Below are 23,128 nucleotides of genomic sequence, written 5' to 3'. Positions count from 1 at the left end.
TTACTGCCGTGATTGCGCTCAGACGATAGAAAAAGAAAAAGCCCCCGGAGTAATTGTTCTAATGGGTTTATTTTTGGTGGCCTTGCAGAGGCGATTCAAGAGTGTTTAGGGTTTGACTATAGAAAGGCAGAATAATTACCAAAGATGAAGTGCAATAAAGACTATTTGAGGTGCCAAGATGTCCAGAAAAAGGAATATATCTACCGATATTTCCACTGATACCAGGGTAGCTGCACTGGCAGAAAAGGCCGGACCCTTCGCGGTCCTGGCCTTCACCTGGCTTATTCCCCACGCGGACGACTGGGGAAGATTTACGGCAGACCCCATGGAAATAAAGCTGCAAGTCTTTCCTGCCTTCAACGTCACAACCCATGAAATTCAGGAAGCTTTACAGGCTATAGCCGAAGTAGGGCTTATAACCCTGTACCAGGTTAATGGTAAGCAATATCTTGCCTTCAGAAACTCATTTTATAAGTACCAGACCTATATACCTGCAACTAAGAGAAGAGAGGATAAATCCCAATATCCAGCGCCGCCTAATATTAACGAGCATCGCATAATGCCGCAAAATGCCACTGATTATAATTCAGTGCCTCAAAGTGCCATTGAGCGGCGAGAAATGCCACTCAGTGGACCTTCTCCTTCTCCTTCTCCTTCAGAAACTAACGTGGATCTTGATACAGAGATAATAACCCCAGGGGATGATAAAGAATCTAGGGGGGTGCAGGGGGGAGAAAATCCGCCTTCGCCTGCGGCTTCGGCGGTTACTGACCAGCCACCACATAAAGAATGCAATAAATTTGCTAAAAACAAAGTACAAGAAGCATACACAGCCGAATTTGAGCATTTCTGGGCTATTTACCCGCGCAAGCTAGAAAAGAGGGCTGCCTATAAATCCTGGCGGGCAAGGCTTAAAGAAGGTATTAAGCCAGATGACTTGATAATAGCTGCCCTAAACTATGCCAAATACTGCCGCCAGAATGGTATTGATGAGCGGTTTATAAAACACGCTGCAACCTTCCTGGGGCCATCTAGGTCTTATGAGGATTATCTATCCTCATCAAAGGCCAGGGCAGAGCCGGGGCAAGATACTGGTATACCCCTTAGAGCCAGCCCTGATGCCATAGAGCCCAAAGCCTGGGATACACTGAGACAATTAGCAAGGGGTGACGAGTATCCATGACCAGGGAAGAGGCCATTGAAATACTTACGCTACTGACTGCGGCCTACCCAAACTACAGTTTACCAAAAGCAACAGGGAAACTTTATATCAAAATGCTGGCCGACATACCTGCAAAGTTAGGGGAAGCCGCGGCCCTGGCCCATATAGCAGAGTCCCAGTATTATCCGACAGTGGCCGAACTGAGGACTAAAGCCTTAAAGTTCAGCACCCAGGATACTTTACCTCAATCCGGGGAAGCTTGGGGTGAGGTTGTCAGGGAAATCAAGCGCGTGGGAAGCTATGGCACGCCGCAATTTTCCCACGAAGCCATAAAAAAAGCCGTTGACGCCGTGGGGTGGAAAAATATTTGTCTTAGCACGGACCCGGGAGTAGAACGGGCGCACTTCATGCGGATCTATGAACAATACCGCGCCAGGGAGCAGGAACAGGCTTTATTGCCAGCAAAGGTTAAAGAACTCATAACAGGAACCGTAAAGCAATTACCTGCAGCCAGCAGGGTAAGCGGTCTTAACCCTGTTTCGGAAATATTGCCCAGGGTGGTGGGAGATGATTATGGGGGTCCTTAGCCTGACTGTATTATTTATCTCTTTGGTTTATCTTTTGGTTTATTACCACAACAAAATACCTTGAGCGAGGTTGGTTAAAACTTAAACTATCTTTGGGAGGGATAATTATATGCCCTTAACCAATTATGACTACCTGTTAAAGAACTATGACTTCCTGAGCTCGGAACAACAGCGCATGATAGACAAGTTTATCTCGTTGCTGCCAGAACGCGAACAATATTTCGCCAAAAGGAAATATGTTGACGGCGCAACTTATGAGCAGATTGCCGAAGAAATGTCTTATACGGTGAGGACTATTTACCATATACGCCAGCGGGTACTGGAAAAGCTAAAGGTTTATGTGGTAAGCCGCGAAAATGAGATTTTAGCTCGCACAATGAGGAAAATAGTCTAATAAAACAGCCGCCGGCCTTTTCATTTTTTCTTCATTGTTTTTCTGTCAATCATGGCTTACTTTGTAAGTAAGGGGTGGCATTGATGGAATATTTAGTACAGACGCCCCACGGATTATTCAAGGTTCTCCAGCAGTTAAGCTACGGCGATATTATTATCGGCGGCCTGCTGGCCCTGATACTGGCCGTATTAAGTTTTAAGGTGATCTACGACATAGCGGACCGGGAGGGCTTTATCTGATGTGGCAGATAATACCCGGTCATTCGTTGGTAGCGATCTACGGTATGGCCTTTCTGGGGCCCTTTGCCACCTTGTACCTGGTGCTAAGGTTAGCGGGGTGGTGGCGTGGATTATAACTTTGCCTATGCGGTAATGTGGTTTTTCAGTAATCCCTGGCTAATAAAAGCCGTATTCTTTGCTATAACAGGGTTATCTATGCTGGCAATGGGCCTGGTCCTGTTAAGGTAGGAGGGGTGAGGGATGTCCTTTAACGTAGATATGAGCGAAGTATATCACCAGTTTGCTAATGTTTTCGGCAGCCTCACGCCTTTGCTCTGGCCCTTCATAGGTGCTTTGTTAGCCCTTTTCGTATTTGGTGGGTTAATTATGATCTTCCGCCATTACGCCAGGTAAGGCGGTGGTTAGATGCCACAATGGCAGCTTAATTATGATATTAGCTTATTTTACCAGGCATTTATTAATTGCTTTTATTCCATCTGGCCTATCCTGGCTGCTGCCATAGGAATAGCGTTAGCAACGCTCTTGCTTGAGGGGATAGTTAATGCATTTAGAAAATTTATCGAGGATCACCGGGGGTAGCCTACCGCTCATTGGGCGGACAGCTATAAATTACACCTATACGGGAGGGATAAAGGATGAGTCTTAATATTGTTCCTACCGATGTTTTGCAGTACATTGGCCAGGTGTTTGGCTCTCTTTGGCCGTTACTAGCTATAGGCCTGGGCATCATGGCCACTCCTCTGGTTATCGGAGCCGCCAAGACCGTCTTTTCTCGCCGCCGGGCTTAGTCCTTACTAAGTAATGCTATAAAGAGCCCTAATAAAGGGCTCTTTATAGCATTACAGCCTTTCTCAGGAGTAAGGGTCAATGATACTTTTAGAAGTCATCACCATCTTTTATTTCTATCACCTGGTATGGCTTTTCATCTCCCTGGCAATTGCCCGGACGCCGCCGGCAGAGCCGGCGGGGGAGGGGAAAAGCCGCTTTGCGGTATTGTTTCCGGCCCATAATGAGGAAGGGGTTATTGCCGCCTCTATAGCTTCAGTTAAAAACTGCCGTTACCCTAAAGAGTTATTCAACGTTTACGTTATAGCCGATAACTGTACCGATAGGACCGCCGCACTTGCCCGGCAGGCAGGGGCGATAGCCCTGGAAAGGCAAGATCCTCAACGTGGAAAACAACACGCCCTTAAATGGGCTTTTAATGCGATAGACCTTGAAAAGTATGACGCGGTGGTTATTCTGGACGCAGATAACCGGGTAGACTCTGGTTTTTTAAGCGCCCTGGATAGTGAACTACAGAAGGGCAATAAAGTAGTCCAGGGCTATTTAGAAACCCTAAATCCTAACGATAGCTGGATAACAGCCAACTACGCCTATATGTTCTGGTACATATGCCGGTTGAATATGGCCCGGTCATTGCTGGGCCTGTCAAGCTGGCTGGCCGGGACAGGCTTCTGCATCAGCACGGATGTTATAAAGCGCATCGGCTGGCGGGTTGAAACCCTGACGGATGACGTGGAATATACTTGCCAGTTAATACTGGCTGGCGAAAGGATTAAATTTGCTCCCGGAGCCGTGGTATATGACCAGAAGCCGCTGTTACTGGAAAACTCAATGCGGCAAAGGTTAAGGTGGATAAGGGGCCAAACCCAGGTAACTATGAAGTACTTGCCCCGCCTGGCGGTTCAGGCGGTAAAGGCCTGGCTGGCCGGGAAGCCAGGGGCAGCTATCCAGGCCATAGACGGCATAATGTGGGTGCCCATGCATCTGGTGGTCATGGCTTCAGTCGGGATGTCCCTGGCCCTGTTTGGGTGGCAGTACCTTTTGAGCGTCCTGGTGACGGCGCCAGTAACGTTTATATTGCCGATGGCAGCAGAAAGGGTAAAAAACGGCCGGGCCTGGGCCTACCTGGTAACCGCCGGGGCCTTCTTCTTTACCTGGCTGCCGGTTACGGCTTATGGGGTGGTGACTTGTGGACAAAAAAGCTGGTGGCGGACGCCGCATATATAAATCTACATGGCTTATTTTACTTTTTTCTTTTTTATTGTTTATAACTTTAATACCTAGTGCTTTTGCAGATACAACTTATAGGTATATTGTGATAGAAGTAAATGGCTATCAAGGGCCTACTAGTGGTCTAGGCGGAGCTATTATTAATGAAATAATAGTTGAAGATCAAAATGGCATAAATATAGTTAATAACTTAACACCCTTTACTGCTTATGATACTGCAACTGGAACGTTACCTACATATTGGGATTATTTAGATGGCAATGGAAGTAATGTTTGGAACAAACATCTTTTAACTGATGGTAGTTATTACGATAACTGGGCTCATACTACAAAATTTTTATATGGTAATTATCCTAGTAATACAAACAAAGCTAGATTTGCTTTTGACTTAGGTACAAGCAAAGTAATTAAGGATGTAAAAGTTTATTTGGGTACTAGTCAGAGCAATTCTTATCCACCCAAGCAGCTCAGTATATATTTAACAAATATTTTTAGTAACGATCAAGTAAATAAATTTGACAATACCGGGTTAACCCTATTAGGGACTATTAACCCTTCAAATGATACAGTACCGACACTTTATATTGTAAACGCCCCTGATACTACGCCGCCCTCTATTCCTACGGGTTTAACGGCAACTTCTTTATCCCCTACTCAAATATATTTAAGCTGGAACGCAAACACAGAAGCAGATTTAGCCGGATACTACATATATAGAGATAATAATAAAATAGCTACTTTAGGACCAACAACTACCAGTTATTATGATAATAATCTTATGGGAAATATGACTTACACTTATAGCATTGCAGCCTTTGATACAAGTGGAAACGTATCAACTTTAAGCAGCGGTGTTACCGCAACCACTTTAATGACTGTTCCCCAGGGCCTTACAGCCATTGCTACCGCCTATAATCAGGTTAAACTAAACTGGCAACAAGACCCAGATACTAACTTGGCTGGTTATATCATTTACAGGGATTATGTAGAAATTGCTAGAGTAGGACCCACAGCAACCACCTATATCGATAATGGTGTTAGCCCCAATACTCAATATACCTATGGAATTAAAGCATATGGTATCAATGGAACCATATCAGATATAAGTAACGCCGCCACGGTAACTACGCCACCAGTACCAGTAGTATCAACGCCGCAAGGATTAACAGCTACTGCTCTGGCCTATAACCAGGTCCAGCTTACCTGGCAGCCCAACACGGATCCCGGCCTTGCTGGCTATATAATTTACCGAGACTATGTGGAGATAGCCAGGGTGGGGCCTTCAGAGACGAGTTATTTAGATAACGGTGCCCAGCCAAATACGACTTACACTTATGGGATAAAAGCCTATGATAGCAGCAACAACGTCTCAGATATAAGTAACGCCGCTACGGTAACTACGCCGCCGGAAATAGCCGCGCCAACGGGTCTCAAGGCGATAGCATCATTTGACCATGTTCAGCTATCTTGGAACCCGAATACAGAACCAACCCTGGCAGGTTATATAATTTACCGTGACTATATCGAAATAGCCAGAGTAGGGGCCGGGGAAACGAGCTATATAGATAACAACATCATCCCTAACACCAGGTATATTTATGGGATAAAGGCCTATTCTACCAGTGGCTTCATTTCCGATATAAGCAATGCCGCCACCATGACCACGCCGGCATCGCCTAAGCCGGTTGTGACGGCCATGGTGGACGGTAGGACCATTAAAATCTCCTGGACAAGTTCGGGGAGCGGCTACATCTATAAAGTTCTTGTCAATAATCAAGAAGTCACTACCACCAGCGCGACGAGTCATAACTACACGGCCAGCACTCCCGGATATTACACGGTCCAGGTGGTGGCCGTGGCTCCAACGGGGGAGCAGTACCCCTCAGATAAGGTAGGAGTGACTATATCCTCCATTACAACCCCCGGCACCTCACAAATGGCCAGCGATTTAATTTCTAATATGGGAATAGTAATGGTCCCGACAGGTGGACTGCTGGCCCTGTATTTCGGCCTTAAAGCCTCTCCATTCTTGATTGAAGCCATAAAAGCTTTTATTGCAAGGAGGTTGTAACCGTGATTAAAAAAATAATTGTGGCCGCCGTTATCTGGACGGCCACTTTTAATATACTGGCAGGCGCGGCAGTAGCCAGTCCTGCCGCGCCTGTTATAAAAGTAGCTACTATTACCCAGCTGAAGCCGCAGGAAATAAACTGCCAGGGCATAAAACAGCCCCAAAATATAGCTGAAGTTGATGTTAAAAAGCCTGAAGTAATTTATAGCCCTCAAGGAATACAAATAACCTACTTCTCCAGGCCATCATTAGCGCAGAAAATGGGAGAGCAAATAGAGCAATGGATCTCCTGGGCTGCCGAAAAGGTGGGCATTAAAGCCTCCTGGCTGAAGGCGGTTGCCCTGGCCGAGTCAGGGGGTAATCAAAATACCGTTTCCCCTGCCGGGGCAATAGGGGTAATGCAGCTTATGCCGGCAACCGCTAAAGCCCTTGGGGTTAACCCTTATAATCCGCAGGAAAACATCCTGGGCGGGGCTATGTACCTCCGGCAACAGTTGGACCAATTTGGCAACCTCCCCCTGGCCCTGGCCGCTTATAACGCCGGCTCCGGGGCGGTCAAGCAGTATGGAGGTATACCGCCGTTTAAAGATACTGTTAGCTATATAGCCATGGTAATGGGGATTATTGGGGGCGAAAAGTAAATGAGAAAAATGACACCGATAATCATGCTATCTATATTTCTAACCCTCATTAAACTGGTGCCTGCCTATGCTATAGACCCAACAGCGCCGCCAGCTTCACCAACCGGGGTAACCGTATCCGGGGTGAAGGATACAACAGCCTATGTAGCCTGGGACCCGGTTCCTTATGCTACGCAGTATAGCATTTATGTGAACGGCAACAGGTGGCTGGGATTAACCGGGCCGGGGGTGGAGCTAACCGGCTTGCAGCCCAATAGCCAGTATAGCGTTTATGTCACAGCAGCTAACGATTTAGGCGAAAGTGGACCATCTTCTTCAGTATCTTTTACGACCTTGCCACCGCCGCCAACTATGCCTAATACCCCGGTAGTGAGCCAGGTAACAGATAGTAGCGCCTCAGTAACCTGGGAAGCCCTGCCGCCATACCAGCAAATTAAGGTTTGCCGCTTATATGTGGACGGCCAGCCGGTAGCCGATGTGCAGCCACAGGCCGGGGGCCTCCAGGCTGCCGACCTGCAAAACCTGACGCCAGGGGTTCACTCAGTAGCGGTAGCCGGTGTGAACGACTATGGGGAGGGCCCCCGATCTACACCAGCGCAATTCAATATCCGGTCAATACCTGCCCCTACAGGATTACAGCTATATAATCATTCCGAAGATACCCTTTGGTTGACCTGGGACAAATCGGAAGGGGTAGCCAAGTACCAGGTGCTTGTTAACGGCCAGAAAGTAGGAGAGACAGCGGAAAACAACTTTATGGTCAAAGGCCTCCAGCCAAGCCGGGCCTATCAGGTGGGTTTGGTGGCGATATATTCGGATGGGAACATCTCTAATACTGCTACTATCCAGGCTTATACAACGCCGGCGCCACAGGAGATAACCATAAGCTCTTATATTAGCGCTATAAACCCTTACCTTAATGATTTAATGCCTGCTTTTACAATTCTCTTCGCTATTGGTGCCGCCTTTATGGTAGCTAGAGCCGCGAGAACAATTTTTCGAGGGGGGAAGTTGCGGATAATATGAAAAAATGGCTTGTGATAGCATTCTTAATGCCCTTGATATTTAGCCAAGCCATTCCAACCTGGGCTACTACCTATAATGCTCCCAGTCCCGTATATGTTTCATCTTATGAGAGTAGTAGCGCTTTAAGCGATATTGTGGTTGCTAACACCAATAATACCTACCCTCCTTACCTGCAAACAGTAACAGTGGAATGGGCTGGGATTACTACTAGCGATTCTGTAAGCTTAATTTTCTATGACGTAAATTTAGCCCAAATGTCTGAAACGAATATTACCTCTAGCGGTCAAACAGTAAATGCTCCTACCAATGCTTGGGGAGTTAAAATATCTCTAACGACCGGAAGCGACCCAGGTAAAAGATATGTATGGTTTTCGCAGGTAACAACTACCTTTGGAGATACAACTATATTTCCGGCCCCAGATACTTCTGACGCAGGCAGTGGCGGGACAACTCCTCCCCCTTCAAGTGGGTCTACCTGACCCTGCAGTGTAGAATTTAGCACGGTAGTTACCGAGCTTCAGACTATTGAGAGCCAAAATAGCAGCGTAATAAGCACACTACAACAGGTGCAATCTCAACTAAGTAACCTCTATAGCCAGGTGCAGGCGATTTATAGCCAAACCCAACAGATATATGGCCAGGTGCAGCAGATTAATAGTACGGTAGGGAATATAAACGATTACCTCACAACCCCGCGAAGCGGGAATATAAGCGTTAGCACACCTACTATGCCAACATTTAACCCAACACCCCCTACTCAACCGGAACCTCTTCAGCAGCCCTATACTTATGACCGGACCGTACCGACTATGCCGCCGCCAATAGATAGCCCTGGCCCTTTACCGGCAGTACCCGATCCAACGATTATGGCCCATGACCCGGCAGCAACAGTTGATACTCCGTTAAATTCGGATATAGCTCAAGTGCCAGATACTCCCAGGAAACCGGATCCATTCAAAATTGATGCTCCTAAATCACCAGATTCTGTTAACATGGACCCGCCGAGCAGCCCGGACCCGGTAATCAAAGATGCGCCCCACCAGCCTGACCCAGTTATCATGGATCCCCCCGCTGCCAGGGATGCGCCCCTATCTAAAGATGCACCCCTTACTAGAGATACCCCTTTAACGCCAGATCCGCCTTTGAATTGAGGTGAAGATCTATGTATGAGTTTTTCTCGGGCATAATAGAGGGGCTTTTTAACGGTATAGGAACCCTTTTTGGCTGGTTAGGTAGCTTGCTCTCTAATCTTTGGGAGGCCCTAAAGCAGTTTGTCATTGCTCTTTTCCAACCTTTTTTATGGCTGGTAACGGGGTTTACTTACTTGTTAAGCAAGTGCTTTGATATAGTGGTCTTGGTAATACAGATATTATTTGGCCTCTTTAAACTGGTGGGAAGCATAATTGCAGGGGTCTTTAATACCTTTGGGCAACTCCTGGGCTTTTCTGGCAGCACCCAGTATTATTACATGCCGGGTGCCTACCAGGGTGGATGGAATGCCGTGGACGGCTTTCTAAACCAGACGGGTTTTAATACGATAGCGGTTATAATGGCCGTTTTCATATGGCTTATGACTGCCTACGCCATCATTAAAATTGCCGGGGGTGAAAAGTAATGTTCCAGCGGATAGTAGATAGCATTTTTAACCCGGTAATACAGATCCTGACTTCAGCGCGGGACCGTCTGGAGGGAGTTTCCCTGGTTGCGGTTCGAGGGTTAAATCTTGATTATTTCCTTGGTCCTCTTTCTTTGCTATCGCCAGAATGGAGGGCGCTTATAGGGAGCATAGTAGCCAGCGCTTTCCTCATCCTGGGGGTGCTGGTGGCGAGAAAGACCTATAGCCTCTATCTTGCCTTTAAAGAAGGTGTCAAATGGTGGTAAAAATAAGGATGTCCTTTAGAGCCCTATATTTGCCCTGTATTGCGTCAATACCCCGTTTAGGGATAAATGTATTGGCGAGATATTTTTTCCCGCCGTAAGCCAAATGCGGGAGCCATTTCGGGGTCCACGATAGTAATTTTTATCGTGGACTTCTCTTTTTAGCCCGGAATTTCAGATAATGTTCATTGTACGAAGTTTAAGGTTGATTATCCTAATATTAGGAGGGATAACGCATGGTATTTCAATTTTTCTTTCAGGCGGCCTTTGGAATAATCACCGGAATTGCTGCCGTAGTGATACCGGCTATTTGGCTATATTTCAAAATCAGCCAGGGAGGAATAAGGAATGGTATTCGGCATAGGTAAGAGAAAGCAGGATAACTATGATCTGATTATCCTCATGAACGACAGCGAAATCAGGACTATACCTGTAGAAAACGAGGATGAGGAAGCAGTTACCGGAGCAGGGATGGTCCTCCCGAAAGCAGATGCGGAAGTCAGGTACTTCCCTGCTGGTGGCCGGGCCTATGTTTACGGGTACAAGGGCAACTACCTGGCCGATAGCGAAAATATCGCCAGGCTGGAAAAATCGGTGGTCTTGCGAAATTTGTTTGACTACGGCAATACCGCCCGGACGGCAAATATCCAGTTTTACATTATGATAGTGGCATTGCTAATAACGGTGTTTCTCTTAAGGCATTAGGGAGGTGAGATGATGGCTGAAGAAAACAATAACGGTGGTAGCGGTGGCCGCAGTTTGCAAGACATCATGGCGGGGGAGCTTTTTGCCTCCAGCAGGGGTGATCTGGTGGAAACCCTCCGCTTTATGGAAAAGCATGGAACGCCTTTAAGTGAACGCCAGGTGGCGGCTGTGGCCTTACTTCGGAGCCTGCAAGCCCAAAGGCATCATAAGCTCTATGAGCCAATTATAGCTACAGCAACAGGTATGGCCAAAGAAATTACGCCGCCTAATGTATTTATCGATGTAATCGAAAAGATGACCCTGGGCGGTTTTGTGACCGGCAAGGTGAGGCTGTCTAAGGTATTTGGCGGTGATAAGTGATGTATGTTTGGGTGTTCCAGGGCAACCTGGGCGAAGGAAAGACTTTCGGGATGGGTATCCTGGCCCTTTATTTCGCCACTAGGGCCAGAAGAGCAGGGATAAAGGTGGACCTCTATGCCAACTATGGACTGAAAGGGGCCAAGTCTTTAGGCAGTTACAGGGACTTTTATAACGTAGCCCGGTCGGAGGCCAGTATCGTGTTGCTTGACGAGGCCCATGTTAATCTTGATGCCCGGTTATTCCACAAGGGCGGCAATATCTATATGACCCAGTTTTTCTTTTATCTCCGGAAACTTAATGCAAGCCTGTTTATGACCACTCCGAGCATACGGAACCTGGATAGCCGTATGCGGCTGCTTACAAATATCCTGGTTGACTGCCATAAAACCGGGGCCGGGTTCCAGTATGACATATACGATTATCAAGGGGAAAAATTATTAAGGCGCAAGTTTCTGCCCAAAACTATTGCTAATGAGATATTTAATGCCGGTATGTATGATAGCCATGCAATCGTAAGAGCCGTTGAGTTCCCGCAGAATGAAAGGCAATTTAGCAAGTTCCTGGACCGGATAGAAGCGATAAAAGAGGGTACGGAAGAAGGCAAAGGGGAGCAAGAGGAGGTCCTTGAGGAATGAACTGATTTATTGTTAACCTTAAACAGCAGCTCGCGGGTTAACATTTTAAGAGAAGGGTTTAATAATGCAAGACAGGTATGCAGAAGAAAAAGTCGTAGAACGGGCAGTAGAAATTACCCTGGAATTGGCCAGGCCGCAAGTGAACCCCTATAAGTGGCTTTACCATAACCCCTCCGGGGTGCAGACCATGCAATGGTTCGCTCATTGGACGCAGCGATATACCGGCCATAGGCTGTATAAAGCCATCATGCGTATTGCAAAGATTACCGGCTATGAGTTGGTCCCGGCATCACTTTTCTACCGCCATACGGCCCCCTGGGCGGCCAGGAGGGTAAAGATTTATGGCCGTAGCTTTATCTTTCTAAGGCGAGATGAAATGACGCCGGGCCTTGCCAGGCGGTATGATGCCTTCTGCCGGGACCTCCAGGCGGCCCTAAGAGAGTATCGGGATGAGTTAGAAGATGATGAGGACGTTTCGCCTAATGTTTGCGTCTAATAGGCATTAGGCGTAAAAAAGGCGGCCATCCGGTACAGAGTTATGCCGGTTAGGGCCGCCGTTATCGTAAAAAAATGCTTTCGCATAACGCGGAAAGAGGTATTTTGGATGTTCGATGACTACCTGAATACCCTCCGAGACAGCACCAGGGAAGCTTACGGGGAGGACCTGGCCGACTTTGCCAGGTGGTTTTTAGCGACTAACGGGAGGCCGCCGGCGCCGGGCCAGGTAACCTCCATAGACCTCCGGGAGTACCAGGGGCATATGGTTACGGTCAGGGGCCTTAAGCCAGCTACCGTTAACCGCCGCCTGGCGGCTATCCGGTCCTGGCTCCGGTGGGAGGTTGATCGGGGCAACCTGGCCGAGTTACCACGTTTTCCCCGCCGGGTGGCCGAAGCCAGGGCAGCACCAAAATCGCTAGATAAGCTATCCCTGGCCAGGTTTCTCCGGGCGGTGGAAAGGGAGGGAAGCGCCAGGGATAAGGCCCTGGTCGCCCTGATGGTCAATGCAGGGCTTCGGGTAAGCGAGGCGGTAAGGGTCCTGGCCGAGGATGTTGAAGTTAGCGAACGTAAAGGAAAAGTGGTTGTAAGGTCAGGGAAGGGCCTAAAAAGGCGAGAAGTGCCATTAGGACCAGATGCCAGGGTAGCTATCAGGGACTGGCTGGCCGCCAGGCCGCCGGGTAGCAGGTGGCTATTCCCTGGCCAGGGTGAGGGCCCCCTTACCACCAGGGCGGCCCAAGCCGTTATCAGCAAGTATGCTTACCTATCCCGTGTGGACGGCGTAACGCCCCATGTTTTACGCCATACCTTTGCCACCAGGTTGCTCCGGGCCGGGAAGGATATAGTCATAGTGGCTGGCCTCCTGGGACATGCCAGGCTGGATACTACGGCCAAATATACCAGGCCAGCATGGGCGGACCTGGAAAAAGCCGTTGAAGATGAGGGGTGATAATGGTGATAAAGTTACAGGGGATTGACTGGCCTAAGATAAACGCCAGGAATAGGGGATGTTTCGTAGTAGAATATGAACCGCGGTTCCCGGGTGGCTTTTATGTACGCCATAAGGGAACCCCCTACTATCTTTCTGCTACCAGGCATGATGTAGAATGCCTGGTGGAAAACGCTATGGCTGCTTTGGGACGGCATCATGGGCCTTTGCTGGTTAGTAGTAAAGAGGACCAAATATTAATCGCCAGCAAGCAGGCTAAATTATTTGAGGCCTTAAATGATATGCAAGAGGAGGAATGGTTTCAATGGCTTATATGGCGTATGCTGTCCAGAACAAGGATAAACGAGCGAGTTACCAGCCTCCAGAAAATACAGCCGGGAGATTTATAGAGCTTTTAGGCCAGACTCCCGAAATAAAAAGGCCCCGGCCACCTTATGATTCCCCAGTGGCATGGTCAAAGATAATGAGCCTACTGGATTGCCACGGTAGACGATGTTTGTATAAGGCCCTGGGTGGTCAGGGAAAGCCTGACGGATGGACCCAAAGGGTAGAAACCATATCTATGCTTTTTAAACTATCTACCGAAGAGAGGGGGAAACTTTGGGCCACTATCGTTAGCCGGGTAAAAGGGTTATAATAAACTTAAAGCGGGAGCCCTATTAACGGCGCCGGGTTGCCGTAGCCGTGAGACTGCAAGCGAACAGGGCAGGCCCCGCCAGGTAGCGGGGACGGGGCTAATATCCTAACAAATAAAATTCCCTTTTTGTAATTCCGGATATGATAAGGTACGGCTCGCCTCCACCATCTGAATCCAAAGACACCTTGAAGACGATTTCAATGGTGTCTTTTTTTACTATTACCTTGTTTACAAATTGCTCCACCAAATATCTGGCGTGGTGAGGTATGGTTTGGTGCAGCGGGGCGGGGTACGGCCGGGCTGGGTCAGTTGCGGTATGGCGAGGCATCGAAGGAATAGGATAAGCCCCTGGGCCTGCGGCTATATGCTGGGGTCCGGGGGCATTTTTGGTTATAACACAAAAAAGCAAAAAAGCCCCCCGAAACAGGGGGCTAAAGGACTAGGAATCTTGAGCAGATTTTAGGAATCCCCAAAGAATAGCAGAATGAGGATTAAGAACAACACGAAAGCAAACCTGCCGCCCATAAATCCGGGGCCAAAAAGTCCGCCACCCATAAAAACCCTCCTTTCCCATTTCTCACTATATTGTATGGAATGGGTGGAGATGTGTGAGTGTTAACGCCTTAAATTATGTATTAAGGCCTATGTACATCGAGGCCGGTGCAATAGGGGCGGTACGGGTGCCCCCTTTGTTATCAAAGGAATTAGCCAGTAGGACCTATTAAAATTTAGTTGATAAATTTAATTACCTACTTGGCGACAAAGTAACAATTCGGTAGATATGCGAATAGGATATACCATCAAATTCCTAAAGGAGGATTTTTTACCATGACTGACAACAACAGCAACACCAACGTCCAGCGATTTACCTTGGAAAACTTTATCAGAAGGTTGGCTTCCAGATTTCAAGGCAGGGTAGTTAATGTTGAGTTTTTCTGTGGCGAATGCTGTAAAAAAGCCAAAGGTGGAAGGTTAACGCTAATAGGTAGAGATTTTATCGAGCTGACTGAAGTTGACGATTTGGAAATTGAAGTTATCACTTTTTCCGGCGGCGACGTAGTAGATACTGAATTTGTAGATGTTATTATTATACCTTTAAGTCAGGTATGTAGTGTAGAAATACCGGAGAAATGTAAAGACGACGAGACATCAGACTAGATTATTTATTGAATTGCAATCTCCCCCTGCGATTGGCCGAAATTTTTTTATCCCCAGGGGGATCCAGGGACTTTCTATGAAGCAAATTATCTGCCTCCACTTTATCCCCGGCGTAAGTCGGGTATTTTTTTCAGAGACAAAAAATTCCCGGCAATATTAGCCCACAAATCGGTGGCGCCGGGGAAGAGCTCGATGAAGGTACCGACGGCTTTGGCTCTGACGGTTGCTTCGGCGACTTGCTGCTTCAAGGACGGGAAGCCCGCCTTGCCGCAGAAAATATAATCGGCGTAAACAGCCCGCTTATCATCGGCGATATAGAGGACATCATAGCTCTCGCAGAAGCCGACCAGGGTGGTAAAGTTCATCTCGCCGGTTACCCTCTCATTGCTGTCTTTCCCTATTATCCGCCCGTGCCATCCGTGGACGTGGAACGGTACCAGCTTACCGGCACACCCCAGGAAGTTGCAGTAACGCCGTCAACTTGATTAGCGACGTGGCCACCGTGAATGTGGACGATGTGGACATCGAAGAATAGGTTTCTTTGCCAGGAATAATCCCAGGTTGGTGAGGGTGATATAAAGTTCATCCCCTAGTTCCATGTCTATCTGCGGAGAGGGGATCATCGCCGTTCCCCGCAAGGTATAAACAAGGCATAAAGGCATAATAGAAGATTTACAGGTAACAACTGAGCAGCCCCCCGGGATCGGAGGGCTGCCGGCTGGAAACTGCAGGTAAAGGGTGGAGAGCTTTACTTTGCCTCTTCATTAGTTGCCAAAGAACAAGAGGATGAGGATCAAGAAAAGTATAAAGCCCCAGTTACCGAAGAAGCCGGGAAAACCGAATCCTCCCATAATGATCCTCCTTTCTTAGTTTCTACCATATATTATGATTCCTATTAAAAAGTGTGACGGCTGCCAGTAGAAGTTTCCTGATACCTTGGCGCAAACTTATGCTAAAATTAATTGGGATGCAGGCTGACGATGGCAGCTGGGGCGAAAAAACTGGGAGGGAAACGGTGGCACTCATGGCGGATAGGACAATGTATCCGGCCTTGGAGGATTGCCGGCTCTGTCCCCGGGCCTGTGGGGTTAACCGCCTGGCCGGGGAGAAGGGTTTCTGCCGCGCCGGCGCCCAGCCCCGGGTGGCCCTGGCTACCCTGCATCAATGGGAGGAGCCCTGCCTGAGCGGTAGCCGGGGCTCCGGGGCAGTATTTTTTTCCCACTGCAATATGCGCTGTGCCTTCTGCCAGAATTACCGCATTAGCTGGCAGGGACGGGGGCGGGAGATGACTGCGGCCGACCTGGCGGCCACCTTCCTGGACCTGCAGCAGCAGGGTGCCCACAATATTAACCTGGTCTCGGCGACTCCCTATACCCCCCTGGTGGCCCCGGCCCTCCGGCAGGCCCGGAACAAGGGCCTCAAGATACCGGTGGTCTATAACTGTAACGCCTACGAGAGCCTGGATTCTTTACGCTCCCTGGAGGGGCTCGTTGATATCTACCTGCCGGACCTGAAATATGCAGATGAAGAGCCGGCCCGGCGGTACAGTCAGACTCCGGGTTACTTCGCCGCCGCGACAGCGGCTGTCCTGGAGATGCAACGCCAGGTAGGGGTCTTAACCTTGGATACAAATGGCCTGGCCCGGAGGGGTCTCCTCATCCGGCACCTGGTTCTCCCCGGCCAGGTAGAAGGGGCCTGCCGGGTCCTTGCCTGGGTGCGGGCCAACCTGCCCCGCGAGACCTTCCTGAGTATTATGGCCCAGTACGTACCCATCTGGCGGGCGGAAGGCTTCCCGGAGATTAACCGCTGCCTGACTCCCGGCGAATACGAGCAGGTACTTGACTACTTTGATAGCCTGGGCCTGGAGAATGGCTACTGCCAGGAGATGGAAGCCGCGGCGGAAGCATATATTCCCAGTTTTTAAGCCTGCAGGCAAGAAATAGTTGCAAAAATATTATTGATGCGGTATACTAAAGGAGCCTCTAAAGACTTGGCTTGGCCGGCTACTAAAACTATCACCCCCAGGGATAGCCCTAGTCAGTACGGTACCTGGCCCGGATGCTTTAGGGAGAATATCTTTGGGGAGAGTATGATGATTTACCAGGACAAAACTTTGACGTGCAAGGAATGCGGGGCGGAGTTCGTTTTTTCTGCCGGTCAGCAGGAGTTTTTTGCTGAAAAGGGCTTTACCAATGAGCCTTCCCGTTGCCCCGATTGCCGGGCCGCCCGGAAACAGCGTATGAACGGCGGCCAGCGTCGCAGCGACTTCCGTTCCGGGCCGCGGCAGATGTATAAGGCCATCTGCAGCCAGTGCGGTGCCATGACGGAGGTACCCTTTGAACCCCGGGGCGATCGGCCCGTTTACTGCCGGGACTGCTACAGTAACATGCGAGCCAGAAATTACCGTTAACCTGCCGAGTTAGCTTGGGAAGCCCTTAGGGGCTATAATATAACTATAAAGAAACCCGGTCCTTAATTAAAAAGGGCCGGGTTTCTTGCCGTAAAAAAGCACTCATAGCCCTTTAATTCGCCACCTTTACCGTCAAACGCCTTCCGGTTTTTCCTAAAACCGGAGAAGCTGTGATCTCTCACTGCCGCCCAGACCCCACGGGGCCAGGGACTTGGTCGGGGGTATATGTACTTTCATAAATGGCCGGGAAATAGGGGCAACTAGGTGGACCAGGCCTTATTTTTGCAGGATCAGGATCATCCGGCCCGGAGCCAGTTTGATATCCTTAAATTTCAGGTCAAAGTCGGGCGGGGGCAAATCGATGATTAGCTTGTCCTGGGGCAGGAGTTCGCTCCAGGTGGTGGGACTTAACGGCAGGCCGGCAAAGGTCACTCCCTGGGGAATAAAGAAAAGCTGGTGGGCGCCGGCTACTTGCAGGCTCCCCTGGATTTGAAAATCAGGACCGGGAATTAGCAAGTTTCCGTTAGTGAGGTCAAGGCGCACCCCCGGTAATTTTTCCGGAGTAAGGAGAGTAGCGTTGAGATTCTGCTGGCTGAAGGTAGCCAGGACCTCGCCCCGTGCAAAATCGACGTCTACGGCGTCGGGTTTCAGGTTTTTCCAGGGTAAAGTCGGGAGCTGGCCCAGCAGGTATTGCAGGGTTGGCAGGGCTCCGGACCAGGATCCCTCCAAGGCCAGCAGGTCCCGGGACCAGGTGGAACTCTGCCGGCGTAGGTTATCAAGCTCAGCTTCCCGCTCCTGTTTTAAGGCGGCTAGGCGCTCCCCGGCTGCCTGGAGGGCCGCTTGCGCCCGCTGTAGTTCCTTTTCCCTAGCTGCTACCTGCATACTTTCCTGGCGGGCTAAATGATAAAGAGTCAGGTTGTTGCGGACAATTCCTAAAAAATGATTGCCCAGGTATTTCAGTAGCTCCCAGCGGATAAAGAAATCTGGCAGGTCATGACTAAAAAATGCCGCCAGGATGTAAGGGGAGGCGCCGTAGGCCTGGAAAAAACGCAGGCTGCGGTCTAGATCCTGCCGGCCTGCAGCCAGGCGAGCCTCGGCCTTGGCCTGGCGGGAGCGGGCTGCCTGCAACTCCTCCCGGGCAGTAATAAGGTCCTGGGCTAAATGCAGGCTTTCATCCCGGGTTTTTTGCAGGCGGGTATCAAGGAGCATAATTTCCTGCAGGAGGCGACTCTCTTCGTTCGCATTATTTTGAAGTTGCTGGCGCAGGGAGTCGGAGATGGCTGTACTTCGGGCCGGGCGAACCAGGGGAATAAGCCAGAAAAGAATAGTCAGCAGGATTAAAAACCGTCGCATTTTTTTCCCTCCCGGCTATAGATATTCGCCACCGTGGGGTTGAATCCTGCTCATCCAGGAAAAAAATGTAAAAAACAACATCGAGTACACCAACAGAACTTATTACTAAATCAATAACGGTAATTCAGGCCGTAACCGCCCCGGGGATATTCCATCAGAATATTGCCTTCGGGGCAGAATAACCGGCAGGCGCCGCACTCCATACAGCGGGGGTATTTCACCCGGACGTGATCTTCTTCCCACTCAAATACCTGGCTGGGGCAGGCATAGGTGCAGGGCTTATTAAGGCAGCGGTGGCAGGCTTGATCATCCTTAACCTTGATATGCATCTCCTCGTCAACCAGCCTGGGTGTTAAAAGCAGGGGATCGCCGGGGAATTTACCCAGCAAATTATTTTGGCCACCATTTTCAGCTACTGTTGCAGGTGCTGCTTGACGCTGCAGGTGTCTAACTTGACGCATTAAAAAGCCCCCCAGTGGTGCAGGCCGGACCAGAGATCATCCAGGGTCTTCAAGGGAAACTGCTGGCCGGCAATGATATTTCTTAGCTGCTGGTGTTTCTGGTGAGTATTCTGCAGGTCCACGGTGAAGAATTGATAGGCCAGGTCGTTTAAAGTGCTGCTTAACAGGTAGTCAGCATCAGGATGTTTTTGGTAATATAAAAAATCTTCCCGGCCGGCCTTGATGTCCTTGTAGAAAAAGCTCTTTTGTAGTTTTAGCTGGTAGTTAGCCAGCATTTTGACGGAAAAATCCCCCTTAGCCTTGGCCTGGGCCACGGTTTCGCCAGCGTATTTACCCGAAAGCATGGCCAGGTCTGTTCCCCGGCGACCGCTGATCATGGTCGCCGCGTCCCCGGTAACCAGGACGTGATCGCCGTAGAGCTGGGGAATAAACTCATAGCCACCCTTAGGTATGAGGTGGGCCTGGTACTCCAGGGGTTCAGCCCCTTCGATTAATGGTTTGACCAGGGGATGGCCTTTAACCCGTTGCAGGAGGACGTAGGGGCTCAGGCCCATGGACACCATCTGAGACAGGGACCCGCCGACGATAAGGGACAGGGTCTCCCCGTAGGTCCAGAGGCCAGCTTTACCCACGCCGGTGGCGTTGGGGTAACCGAACATGCCGATAATGCTGCCCTCGTCGTTTTCCAGGTGGAAGCGTTCGTTGATTTTTTCCCGGGGCAGGCCCAGAACTTCTTTAACATAGAGGGTGAAGGCTGCCGGGGGCAGCTGTTTTTTTAGTAAGCCGGCTTTGCCGGTGAGAAAAGGGGTAACCCCCTCGGCAATAACGACCACGTTGGCCCGTAGGATTTCCCCGGTATCCAGGCGGACGCCATTAATAGGCCCTTTGGTGATCAGACCTTTGTCGTAGGTGAAATCCCGGGCGCAGGCCCGGGTACGTAAGAGAGCCCCGGCCTCCTGGGCCTGGCGTGCCAGCCATTTATCGAAGCGGGAGCGATAGACAGCGAATTTATTGTACGGATCACGGGCAAAGCGCTTGCTGGTAAAACCCATGCGGACGGCGGAATCGGTTTCTAACAGCCAGAGCTCGTCGTTAATGATAGCCCGCTCCAGTGGGGCTTCATGCCAGAAGGCGGAGCTGATCTCGGCTGTGGGTTGACGGTAGATGGTACCCCCGAAGACATTCTTGCTGCCCGGGTAGTCGCCCCGCTCCAGCAGGGTAACAGAAAGGCCCTCCCGGGCCATGGTCAAGGCGGCCGCACTGCCGGCCGGGCCGGCGCCGACGACAATGGCATCGTAACTATCGACCATGACAAACCTCCTCCGCTATTATCATTTACAATTTGGGGAGAGAATAATATAATAGAATGACGAAAAATGTCGGAGTGATGGATTGTGGCCCTGAGCCTGGCAGTAGAGATTCTCATCATGGGCTTTTTGACGGGTATCCTGGGGGCAATGGTCGGCATTGGCGGCGGGGTTTTGCTGGTACCTTTACTAACCCTGGTATTTCACGTGCCCATCCATACGGCCATTGGCGCCAGCATTGTGGCGGTGATTGCCACTTCCAGCGCTGCGGCCAGTACTTACCTTGAAAGCCGCCTCACCAATATGCGCCTGGGGATGACCCTGGAGACGGCCACAGCTACCGGTGGTATCCTGGGGGGGTTAACGGCTGCCATCCTCAGCCGCCAGATTTTAAGTGGGATCTTCGCTGTAGCCCTGGTGGGTACAGCCTATTCCATGTTCAAGAAGGTAAAGGGAAACCAGGACGGGCAGGAAAGAGTAGTTGATACCGGCCGCCTGGGAGCCACCTTCTATGATGCCCACCTGCAGAGAGAGGTTAGCTACCGGGTGCAAAAACTACCCCTGGGGTTATTTGTTGCCTTTATAGCTGGCAATATTTCCGGGCTGCTGGGTATCGGCGGCGGGGTCATAAAAGTGCCAACTATGGTCCTGGCCATGGGGGTACCCATGCGAGCGGCAGCAGCTACCAGCAACTTCATGATCGGGGTAACAGCCGTAGCCAGTGCTTATATCTATTACACCCGCGGTTTCGTCGACCCCCTGATTGCCGCGCCGACGGCCATCGGTGTCTTTCTAGGGGCAATCCTCAGCTCACACCTGGCCGGTAAGGTAAATAGTAACTTCCTGGCTAAACTGATGGCGGTGGTCTTGATTTTTCTAGCCGTTCAGATGGCTTTAACTGCTGTTGGGATCCAGATTCGCTAAGGAAAAGCCTGCAGAGGAGGTGGATTGTTTTATGGCTGTAGCTGATAGTGCCCGGAGGGGTCAGGCCAGGGAATATAACCTGGAACACGTCGTTAGTCGCGTCCTGCTGGCAGGAGTGCTAATCAGTGTCGTATTAATGCTCCTTGGGATGGGGCTTCTGGCCCTGAATCCGGGTTTGTCCCAGAGCCACGTCCTGCCAGTAGGTCAGGTGCTAAAACTGGCTCCCAATCTCCACCCCATGGCCTTGATTGATCTCGGGCTGATAGTTCTTTTGCTCACCCCCCTGGCCCGGGTGATTATTACCGGCCTGGGCTTCGCCCTGGAAAGGGACTGGTTATTTGCCGCTATCTCCTTGACGGTGATGGTGATTCTCTTTATCAGCCTGGCCGCCGGTTCGGCTTGACAGGACGGCGGCCGGGGGATATAATTAGAATTGCGCCTGGTGGATATGGGTGCATGTTGCCATTTTATTATATAGGCATCCTGGACACGGGCGTGTAGCTCAGTTGGGAGAGCGCTAGAATCGCACTCTAGAGGCCAGGGGTTCGAATCCCCTCACGTCCACCAACAATTTTACAGGGGCGCGTAGCTCAGTGGGAGAGCGCTTGACTCACATTCAAGAGGTCGCTGGTTCGAAACCAGCCGTGCCCACCAGGAATATCAAGGCTTCCGGGGTTCAAGAGAAGACTACAAAAGGCGGTTTGACAACAACTTGACAACAACCCAGCCCGGATGCATTAACAACATTGCCGCCGGAGATGTAAAAGGGCTGGCGGCAATGTTCCTGAGACTAAATCTTTTCATTGTCTAAATTCCTTCCTGCGAGGGAGGAATTTTTCTTTCTATAAGAGCTTGATTGAGCTTTTCTGCCGCACGCTTTTCCAAGTCAAGGGGCACGTGGGTATAAGTGTCTAGCGTGACGGCTATTTTACTGTGGCCCAATATCTGCTGCACTACTTTGGGGTGCTCTCCGAGTTCGAGCATTAACGTAGCGAAGGTGTGTCGGGTATCGTGAAAACGGATATGTGGTATCCCGGCCCGTTTTAACAATATGTCAAAATGACGGGTAAAGTTCCTCGGATCAATAGGGAGGCCTTTCTCCTTACAGAATACCAGATCATTGTCCTGGTATGACGGCCCGGCAAGTCGTTTTTCCTGTTCCTGACGAGCTTTATGCCGCTTTAGTTCTTCTAAAGCCTGCTGGGCAATAGGTATAGTCCTCCGACTAGCCTCAGTTTTCGGTTCCTGAAATACCAATTTAGTTTTCTTTTCTCCTTCTTTGGCTTCATGATTTTTTATGCGGACCAGATTTCGCCTCACGGTTAGGATGCCTGCATTTAGGTCGACGTCCCGCCAGTGTAAACCTAACAATTCTCCCCTGCGCAGCCCAGTAGTTAATTCGAGCATTATGGCAGGAAACAGGCGATCATTTTCAATGGCTGAAAATAACTGTGTGATTTGCGCCATTGTTAAAGTATGGATTTCTTTCTTTCGTTCTTGGGGGAGAGTAGTAGCCTCACTTACATTCTGCGCGACTAAATTATTTTTTAACGCTTGCTCCAGAGCACCGTGGATTACCGCGTGAATATAACGTACTGTGGTAGAGGAGATTTTCCCTTCTTTAACTTTTTCATTATATTGATTCACTAGCGTTGCATAAAGAAAATATCAGCTTGTCAAGGGTTATTGCGCCCTAAAATCGGCTAAATTCCTGAAATAA

Annotated in this window: 29 protein-coding genes and 2 tRNA genes; 26 read left to right on the top strand and 5 right to left on the bottom strand. The window is 49.8% G+C overall.

Going from position 1 to position 23,128, the window contains the following annotated elements; all coding sequences use genetic code 11:
• Nucleotides 1–178 precede the first annotated feature (178 nt).
• From SDD30_RS08210 to SDD30_RS08115, 20 genes are all read left to right on the top strand, one after another.
• Complete coding sequence (locus SDD30_RS08210; RefSeq protein WP_434074440.1) at nucleotides 179–1,183, top strand: LvrA C-terminal domain-related protein; 1,005 nt, start codon at nucleotides 179–181, stop codon at nucleotides 1,181–1,183.
• Nucleotides 1,180–1,749, top strand: a complete 570-nt coding sequence (locus SDD30_RS08205) for a replicative helicase loader/inhibitor (protein WP_434074439.1) — start codon at nucleotides 1,180–1,182, stop codon at nucleotides 1,747–1,749. The genes SDD30_RS08210 and SDD30_RS08205 overlap by 4 nt, the downstream gene beginning before the upstream one ends.
• Before the next feature lie 109 nt (nucleotides 1,750–1,858).
• Entirely contained in the window at nucleotides 1,859–2,143 is a 285-nt protein-coding gene (locus tag SDD30_RS08200) for a sigma-70 RNA polymerase sigma factor region 4 domain-containing protein (protein WP_434074438.1), read from the top strand.
• A gap of 83 nt (nucleotides 2,144–2,226) precedes the next feature.
• The gene (locus tag SDD30_RS08195) at nucleotides 2,227–2,382 is read left to right on the top strand and encodes a hypothetical protein (RefSeq protein WP_434074437.1); all 156 of its coding nucleotides are present in this window, start codon (nucleotides 2,227–2,229) and stop codon (nucleotides 2,380–2,382) included.
• A gap of 240 nt (nucleotides 2,383–2,622) precedes the next feature.
• Nucleotides 2,623–2,775, top strand: a complete 153-nt coding sequence (locus SDD30_RS08190) for a hypothetical protein (protein WP_406677642.1) — start codon at nucleotides 2,623–2,625, stop codon at nucleotides 2,773–2,775.
• Nucleotides 2,776–3,017: 242 nt separating this feature from the next.
• The gene (locus tag SDD30_RS08185; protein WP_434074436.1) at nucleotides 3,018–3,170 is read left to right on the top strand and encodes a hypothetical protein; all 153 of its coding nucleotides are present in this window, start codon (nucleotides 3,018–3,020) and stop codon (nucleotides 3,168–3,170) included.
• A gap of 79 nt (nucleotides 3,171–3,249) precedes the next feature.
• Nucleotides 3,250–4,395, top strand: coding sequence for a glycosyltransferase family 2 protein (locus SDD30_RS08180; RefSeq protein ID WP_434074435.1), 1,146 nt, complete (start codon nucleotides 3,250–3,252; stop codon nucleotides 4,393–4,395).
• Nucleotides 4,358–6,469 carry a fibronectin type III domain-containing protein gene (locus SDD30_RS08175; RefSeq protein ID WP_434074434.1) on the top strand — a complete coding sequence of 704 codons (2,112 nt, stop codon included), beginning with the start codon at nucleotides 4,358–4,360 and terminating at the stop codon, nucleotides 6,467–6,469. The genes SDD30_RS08180 and SDD30_RS08175 overlap by 38 nt, the downstream gene beginning before the upstream one ends.
• A gap of 2 nt (nucleotides 6,470–6,471) precedes the next feature.
• Entirely contained in the window at nucleotides 6,472–7,110 is a 639-nt protein-coding gene (locus tag SDD30_RS08170; RefSeq protein ID WP_434074433.1) for a lytic transglycosylase domain-containing protein, read from the top strand.
• Nucleotides 7,111–8,136 (top strand): fibronectin type III domain-containing protein, encoded by a 1,026-nt coding sequence (locus tag SDD30_RS08165; protein ID WP_434074432.1) that lies wholly within the window; start codon nucleotides 7,111–7,113, stop codon nucleotides 8,134–8,136. It abuts the gene before it with no gap.
• On the top strand, nucleotides 8,133–8,615 hold the full coding sequence (locus tag SDD30_RS08160; protein WP_434074431.1) for a hypothetical protein: 483 nt from the start codon (nucleotides 8,133–8,135) through the stop codon (nucleotides 8,613–8,615). Before SDD30_RS08165 ends, SDD30_RS08160 begins: the two co-directional genes overlap by 4 nt.
• An 845-nt stretch (nucleotides 8,616–9,460) precedes the next feature.
• Nucleotides 9,461–9,751, top strand: a complete 291-nt coding sequence (locus tag SDD30_RS08155) for a hypothetical protein (RefSeq protein WP_434074430.1) — start codon at nucleotides 9,461–9,463, stop codon at nucleotides 9,749–9,751.
• On the top strand, nucleotides 9,751–10,017 hold the full coding sequence (locus tag SDD30_RS08150) for a hypothetical protein (RefSeq protein ID WP_434074429.1): 267 nt from the start codon (nucleotides 9,751–9,753) through the stop codon (nucleotides 10,015–10,017). Before SDD30_RS08155 ends, SDD30_RS08150 begins: the two co-directional genes overlap by 1 nt.
• Nucleotides 10,018–10,362: 345 nt before the next feature.
• The gene (locus SDD30_RS08145; protein WP_434074428.1) at nucleotides 10,363–10,719 is read left to right on the top strand and encodes a hypothetical protein; all 357 of its coding nucleotides are present in this window, start codon (nucleotides 10,363–10,365) and stop codon (nucleotides 10,717–10,719) included.
• Nucleotides 10,720–10,731: 12 nt separating this feature from the next.
• Nucleotides 10,732–11,079: a hypothetical protein gene (locus tag SDD30_RS08140; RefSeq protein WP_434074427.1), complete on the top strand. Its 348-nt coding sequence runs from the start codon at nucleotides 10,732–10,734 to the stop codon at nucleotides 11,077–11,079.
• A complete protein-coding gene (locus tag SDD30_RS08135; protein WP_434074426.1) occupies nucleotides 11,079–11,714 on the top strand; it encodes a hypothetical protein in 636 nt (211 codons plus the stop codon). Before SDD30_RS08140 ends, SDD30_RS08135 begins: the two co-directional genes overlap by 1 nt.
• 64 nt (nucleotides 11,715–11,778) lie before the next feature.
• Nucleotides 11,779–12,210 carry a hypothetical protein gene (locus tag SDD30_RS08130; RefSeq protein ID WP_434074425.1) on the top strand — a complete coding sequence of 144 codons (432 nt, stop codon included), beginning with the start codon at nucleotides 11,779–11,781 and terminating at the stop codon, nucleotides 12,208–12,210.
• Between the two features lie 108 nt (nucleotides 12,211–12,318).
• Nucleotides 12,319–13,158: a tyrosine-type recombinase/integrase gene (locus SDD30_RS08125; protein WP_434074424.1), complete on the top strand. Its 840-nt coding sequence runs from the start codon at nucleotides 12,319–12,321 to the stop codon at nucleotides 13,156–13,158.
• Between the two features lie 176 nt (nucleotides 13,159–13,334).
• Nucleotides 13,335–13,547, top strand: coding sequence for a hypothetical protein (locus SDD30_RS08120; protein ID WP_434074423.1), 213 nt, complete (start codon nucleotides 13,335–13,337; stop codon nucleotides 13,545–13,547).
• A gap of 1,076 nt (nucleotides 13,548–14,623) precedes the next feature.
• Entirely contained in the window at nucleotides 14,624–14,953 is a 330-nt protein-coding gene (locus SDD30_RS08115; protein WP_434074422.1) for a hypothetical protein, read from the top strand.
• Nucleotides 14,954–15,054: 101 nt separating this feature from the next.
• Here SDD30_RS08115 and SDD30_RS08110 read toward each other — a convergent pair whose 3' ends face one another.
• Complete coding sequence (locus SDD30_RS08110; protein WP_434074421.1) at nucleotides 15,055–15,318, bottom strand: hypothetical protein; 264 nt, start codon at nucleotides 15,316–15,318, stop codon at nucleotides 15,055–15,057.
• 674 nt (nucleotides 15,319–15,992) lie between these two features.
• On the opposite strand from SDD30_RS08110, the gene SDD30_RS08105 reads away from it, so the two are divergent.
• Together SDD30_RS08105 and SDD30_RS08100 are read left to right on the top strand one after the other, a co-directional pair.
• Nucleotides 15,993–16,877, top strand: a complete 885-nt coding sequence (locus tag SDD30_RS08105; protein ID WP_434074527.1) for a radical SAM protein — start codon at nucleotides 15,993–15,995, stop codon at nucleotides 16,875–16,877.
• Nucleotides 16,878–17,048: 171 nt separating this feature from the next.
• The gene (locus tag SDD30_RS08100; protein ID WP_434074526.1) at nucleotides 17,049–17,363 is read left to right on the top strand and encodes a zinc-ribbon domain containing protein; all 315 of its coding nucleotides are present in this window, start codon (nucleotides 17,049–17,051) and stop codon (nucleotides 17,361–17,363) included.
• A 276-nt stretch (nucleotides 17,364–17,639) separates the two neighbouring features.
• On the opposite strand, the gene SDD30_RS08095 is transcribed toward SDD30_RS08100, so the two are convergent.
• The 3 genes from SDD30_RS08095 to SDD30_RS08085 form a co-directional block, all read right to left on the bottom strand.
• On the bottom strand, nucleotides 17,640–18,716 hold the full coding sequence (locus SDD30_RS08095) for a hypothetical protein (protein WP_434074420.1): 1,077 nt from the start codon (nucleotides 18,714–18,716) through the stop codon (nucleotides 17,640–17,642).
• A gap of 110 nt (nucleotides 18,717–18,826) precedes the next feature.
• On the bottom strand, nucleotides 18,827–19,177 hold the full coding sequence (locus tag SDD30_RS08090; RefSeq protein ID WP_434074419.1) for a ferredoxin family protein: 351 nt from the start codon (nucleotides 19,175–19,177) through the stop codon (nucleotides 18,827–18,829).
• Nucleotides 19,177–20,487 carry an FAD-dependent oxidoreductase gene (locus SDD30_RS08085; RefSeq protein ID WP_434074418.1) on the bottom strand — a complete coding sequence of 437 codons (1,311 nt, stop codon included), beginning with the start codon at nucleotides 20,485–20,487 and terminating at the stop codon, nucleotides 19,177–19,179. The genes SDD30_RS08090 and SDD30_RS08085 overlap by 1 nt, the downstream gene beginning before the upstream one ends.
• An 84-nt stretch (nucleotides 20,488–20,571) precedes the next feature.
• Here SDD30_RS08085 and SDD30_RS08080 point away from each other — a divergent pair, with 84 nt between their 5' ends.
• The 4 genes from SDD30_RS08080 (at nucleotide 20,572) to SDD30_RS08065 (ending at nucleotide 22,062) form a co-directional block, all read left to right on the top strand.
• Nucleotides 20,572–21,408: a sulfite exporter TauE/SafE family protein gene (locus tag SDD30_RS08080; RefSeq protein ID WP_434074417.1), complete on the top strand. Its 837-nt coding sequence runs from the start codon at nucleotides 20,572–20,574 to the stop codon at nucleotides 21,406–21,408.
• Between the two features lie 31 nt (nucleotides 21,409–21,439).
• The gene (locus tag SDD30_RS08075; protein ID WP_434074416.1) at nucleotides 21,440–21,811 is read left to right on the top strand and encodes a DUF1634 domain-containing protein; all 372 of its coding nucleotides are present in this window, start codon (nucleotides 21,440–21,442) and stop codon (nucleotides 21,809–21,811) included.
• 88 nt (nucleotides 21,812–21,899) lie between these two features.
• A tRNA-Ala gene (locus tag SDD30_RS08070) sits at nucleotides 21,900–21,975 on the top strand.
• A 12-nt stretch (nucleotides 21,976–21,987) separates the two neighbouring features.
• Nucleotides 21,988–22,062, top strand: a tRNA-Val gene (locus tag SDD30_RS08065).
• A gap of 153 nt (nucleotides 22,063–22,215) precedes the next feature.
• Here SDD30_RS08065 and SDD30_RS08060 read toward each other — a convergent pair.
• Nucleotides 22,216–23,055, bottom strand: coding sequence for a tyrosine-type recombinase/integrase (locus SDD30_RS08060; protein WP_434074415.1), 840 nt, complete (start codon nucleotides 23,053–23,055; stop codon nucleotides 22,216–22,218).
• Nucleotides 23,056–23,128 lie beyond the last annotated feature (73 nt).

The organism is Moorella naiadis (nom. illeg.), from assembly GCF_051020825.1.
GTDB lineage: Bacteria > Bacillota > DSM-521 > Neomoorellales > Neomoorellaceae > Neomoorella > Neomoorella naiadis.
Note: the sequence above shows the minus strand (reverse complement) of the source record. Positions and strands in the feature narration are given on the sequence as shown.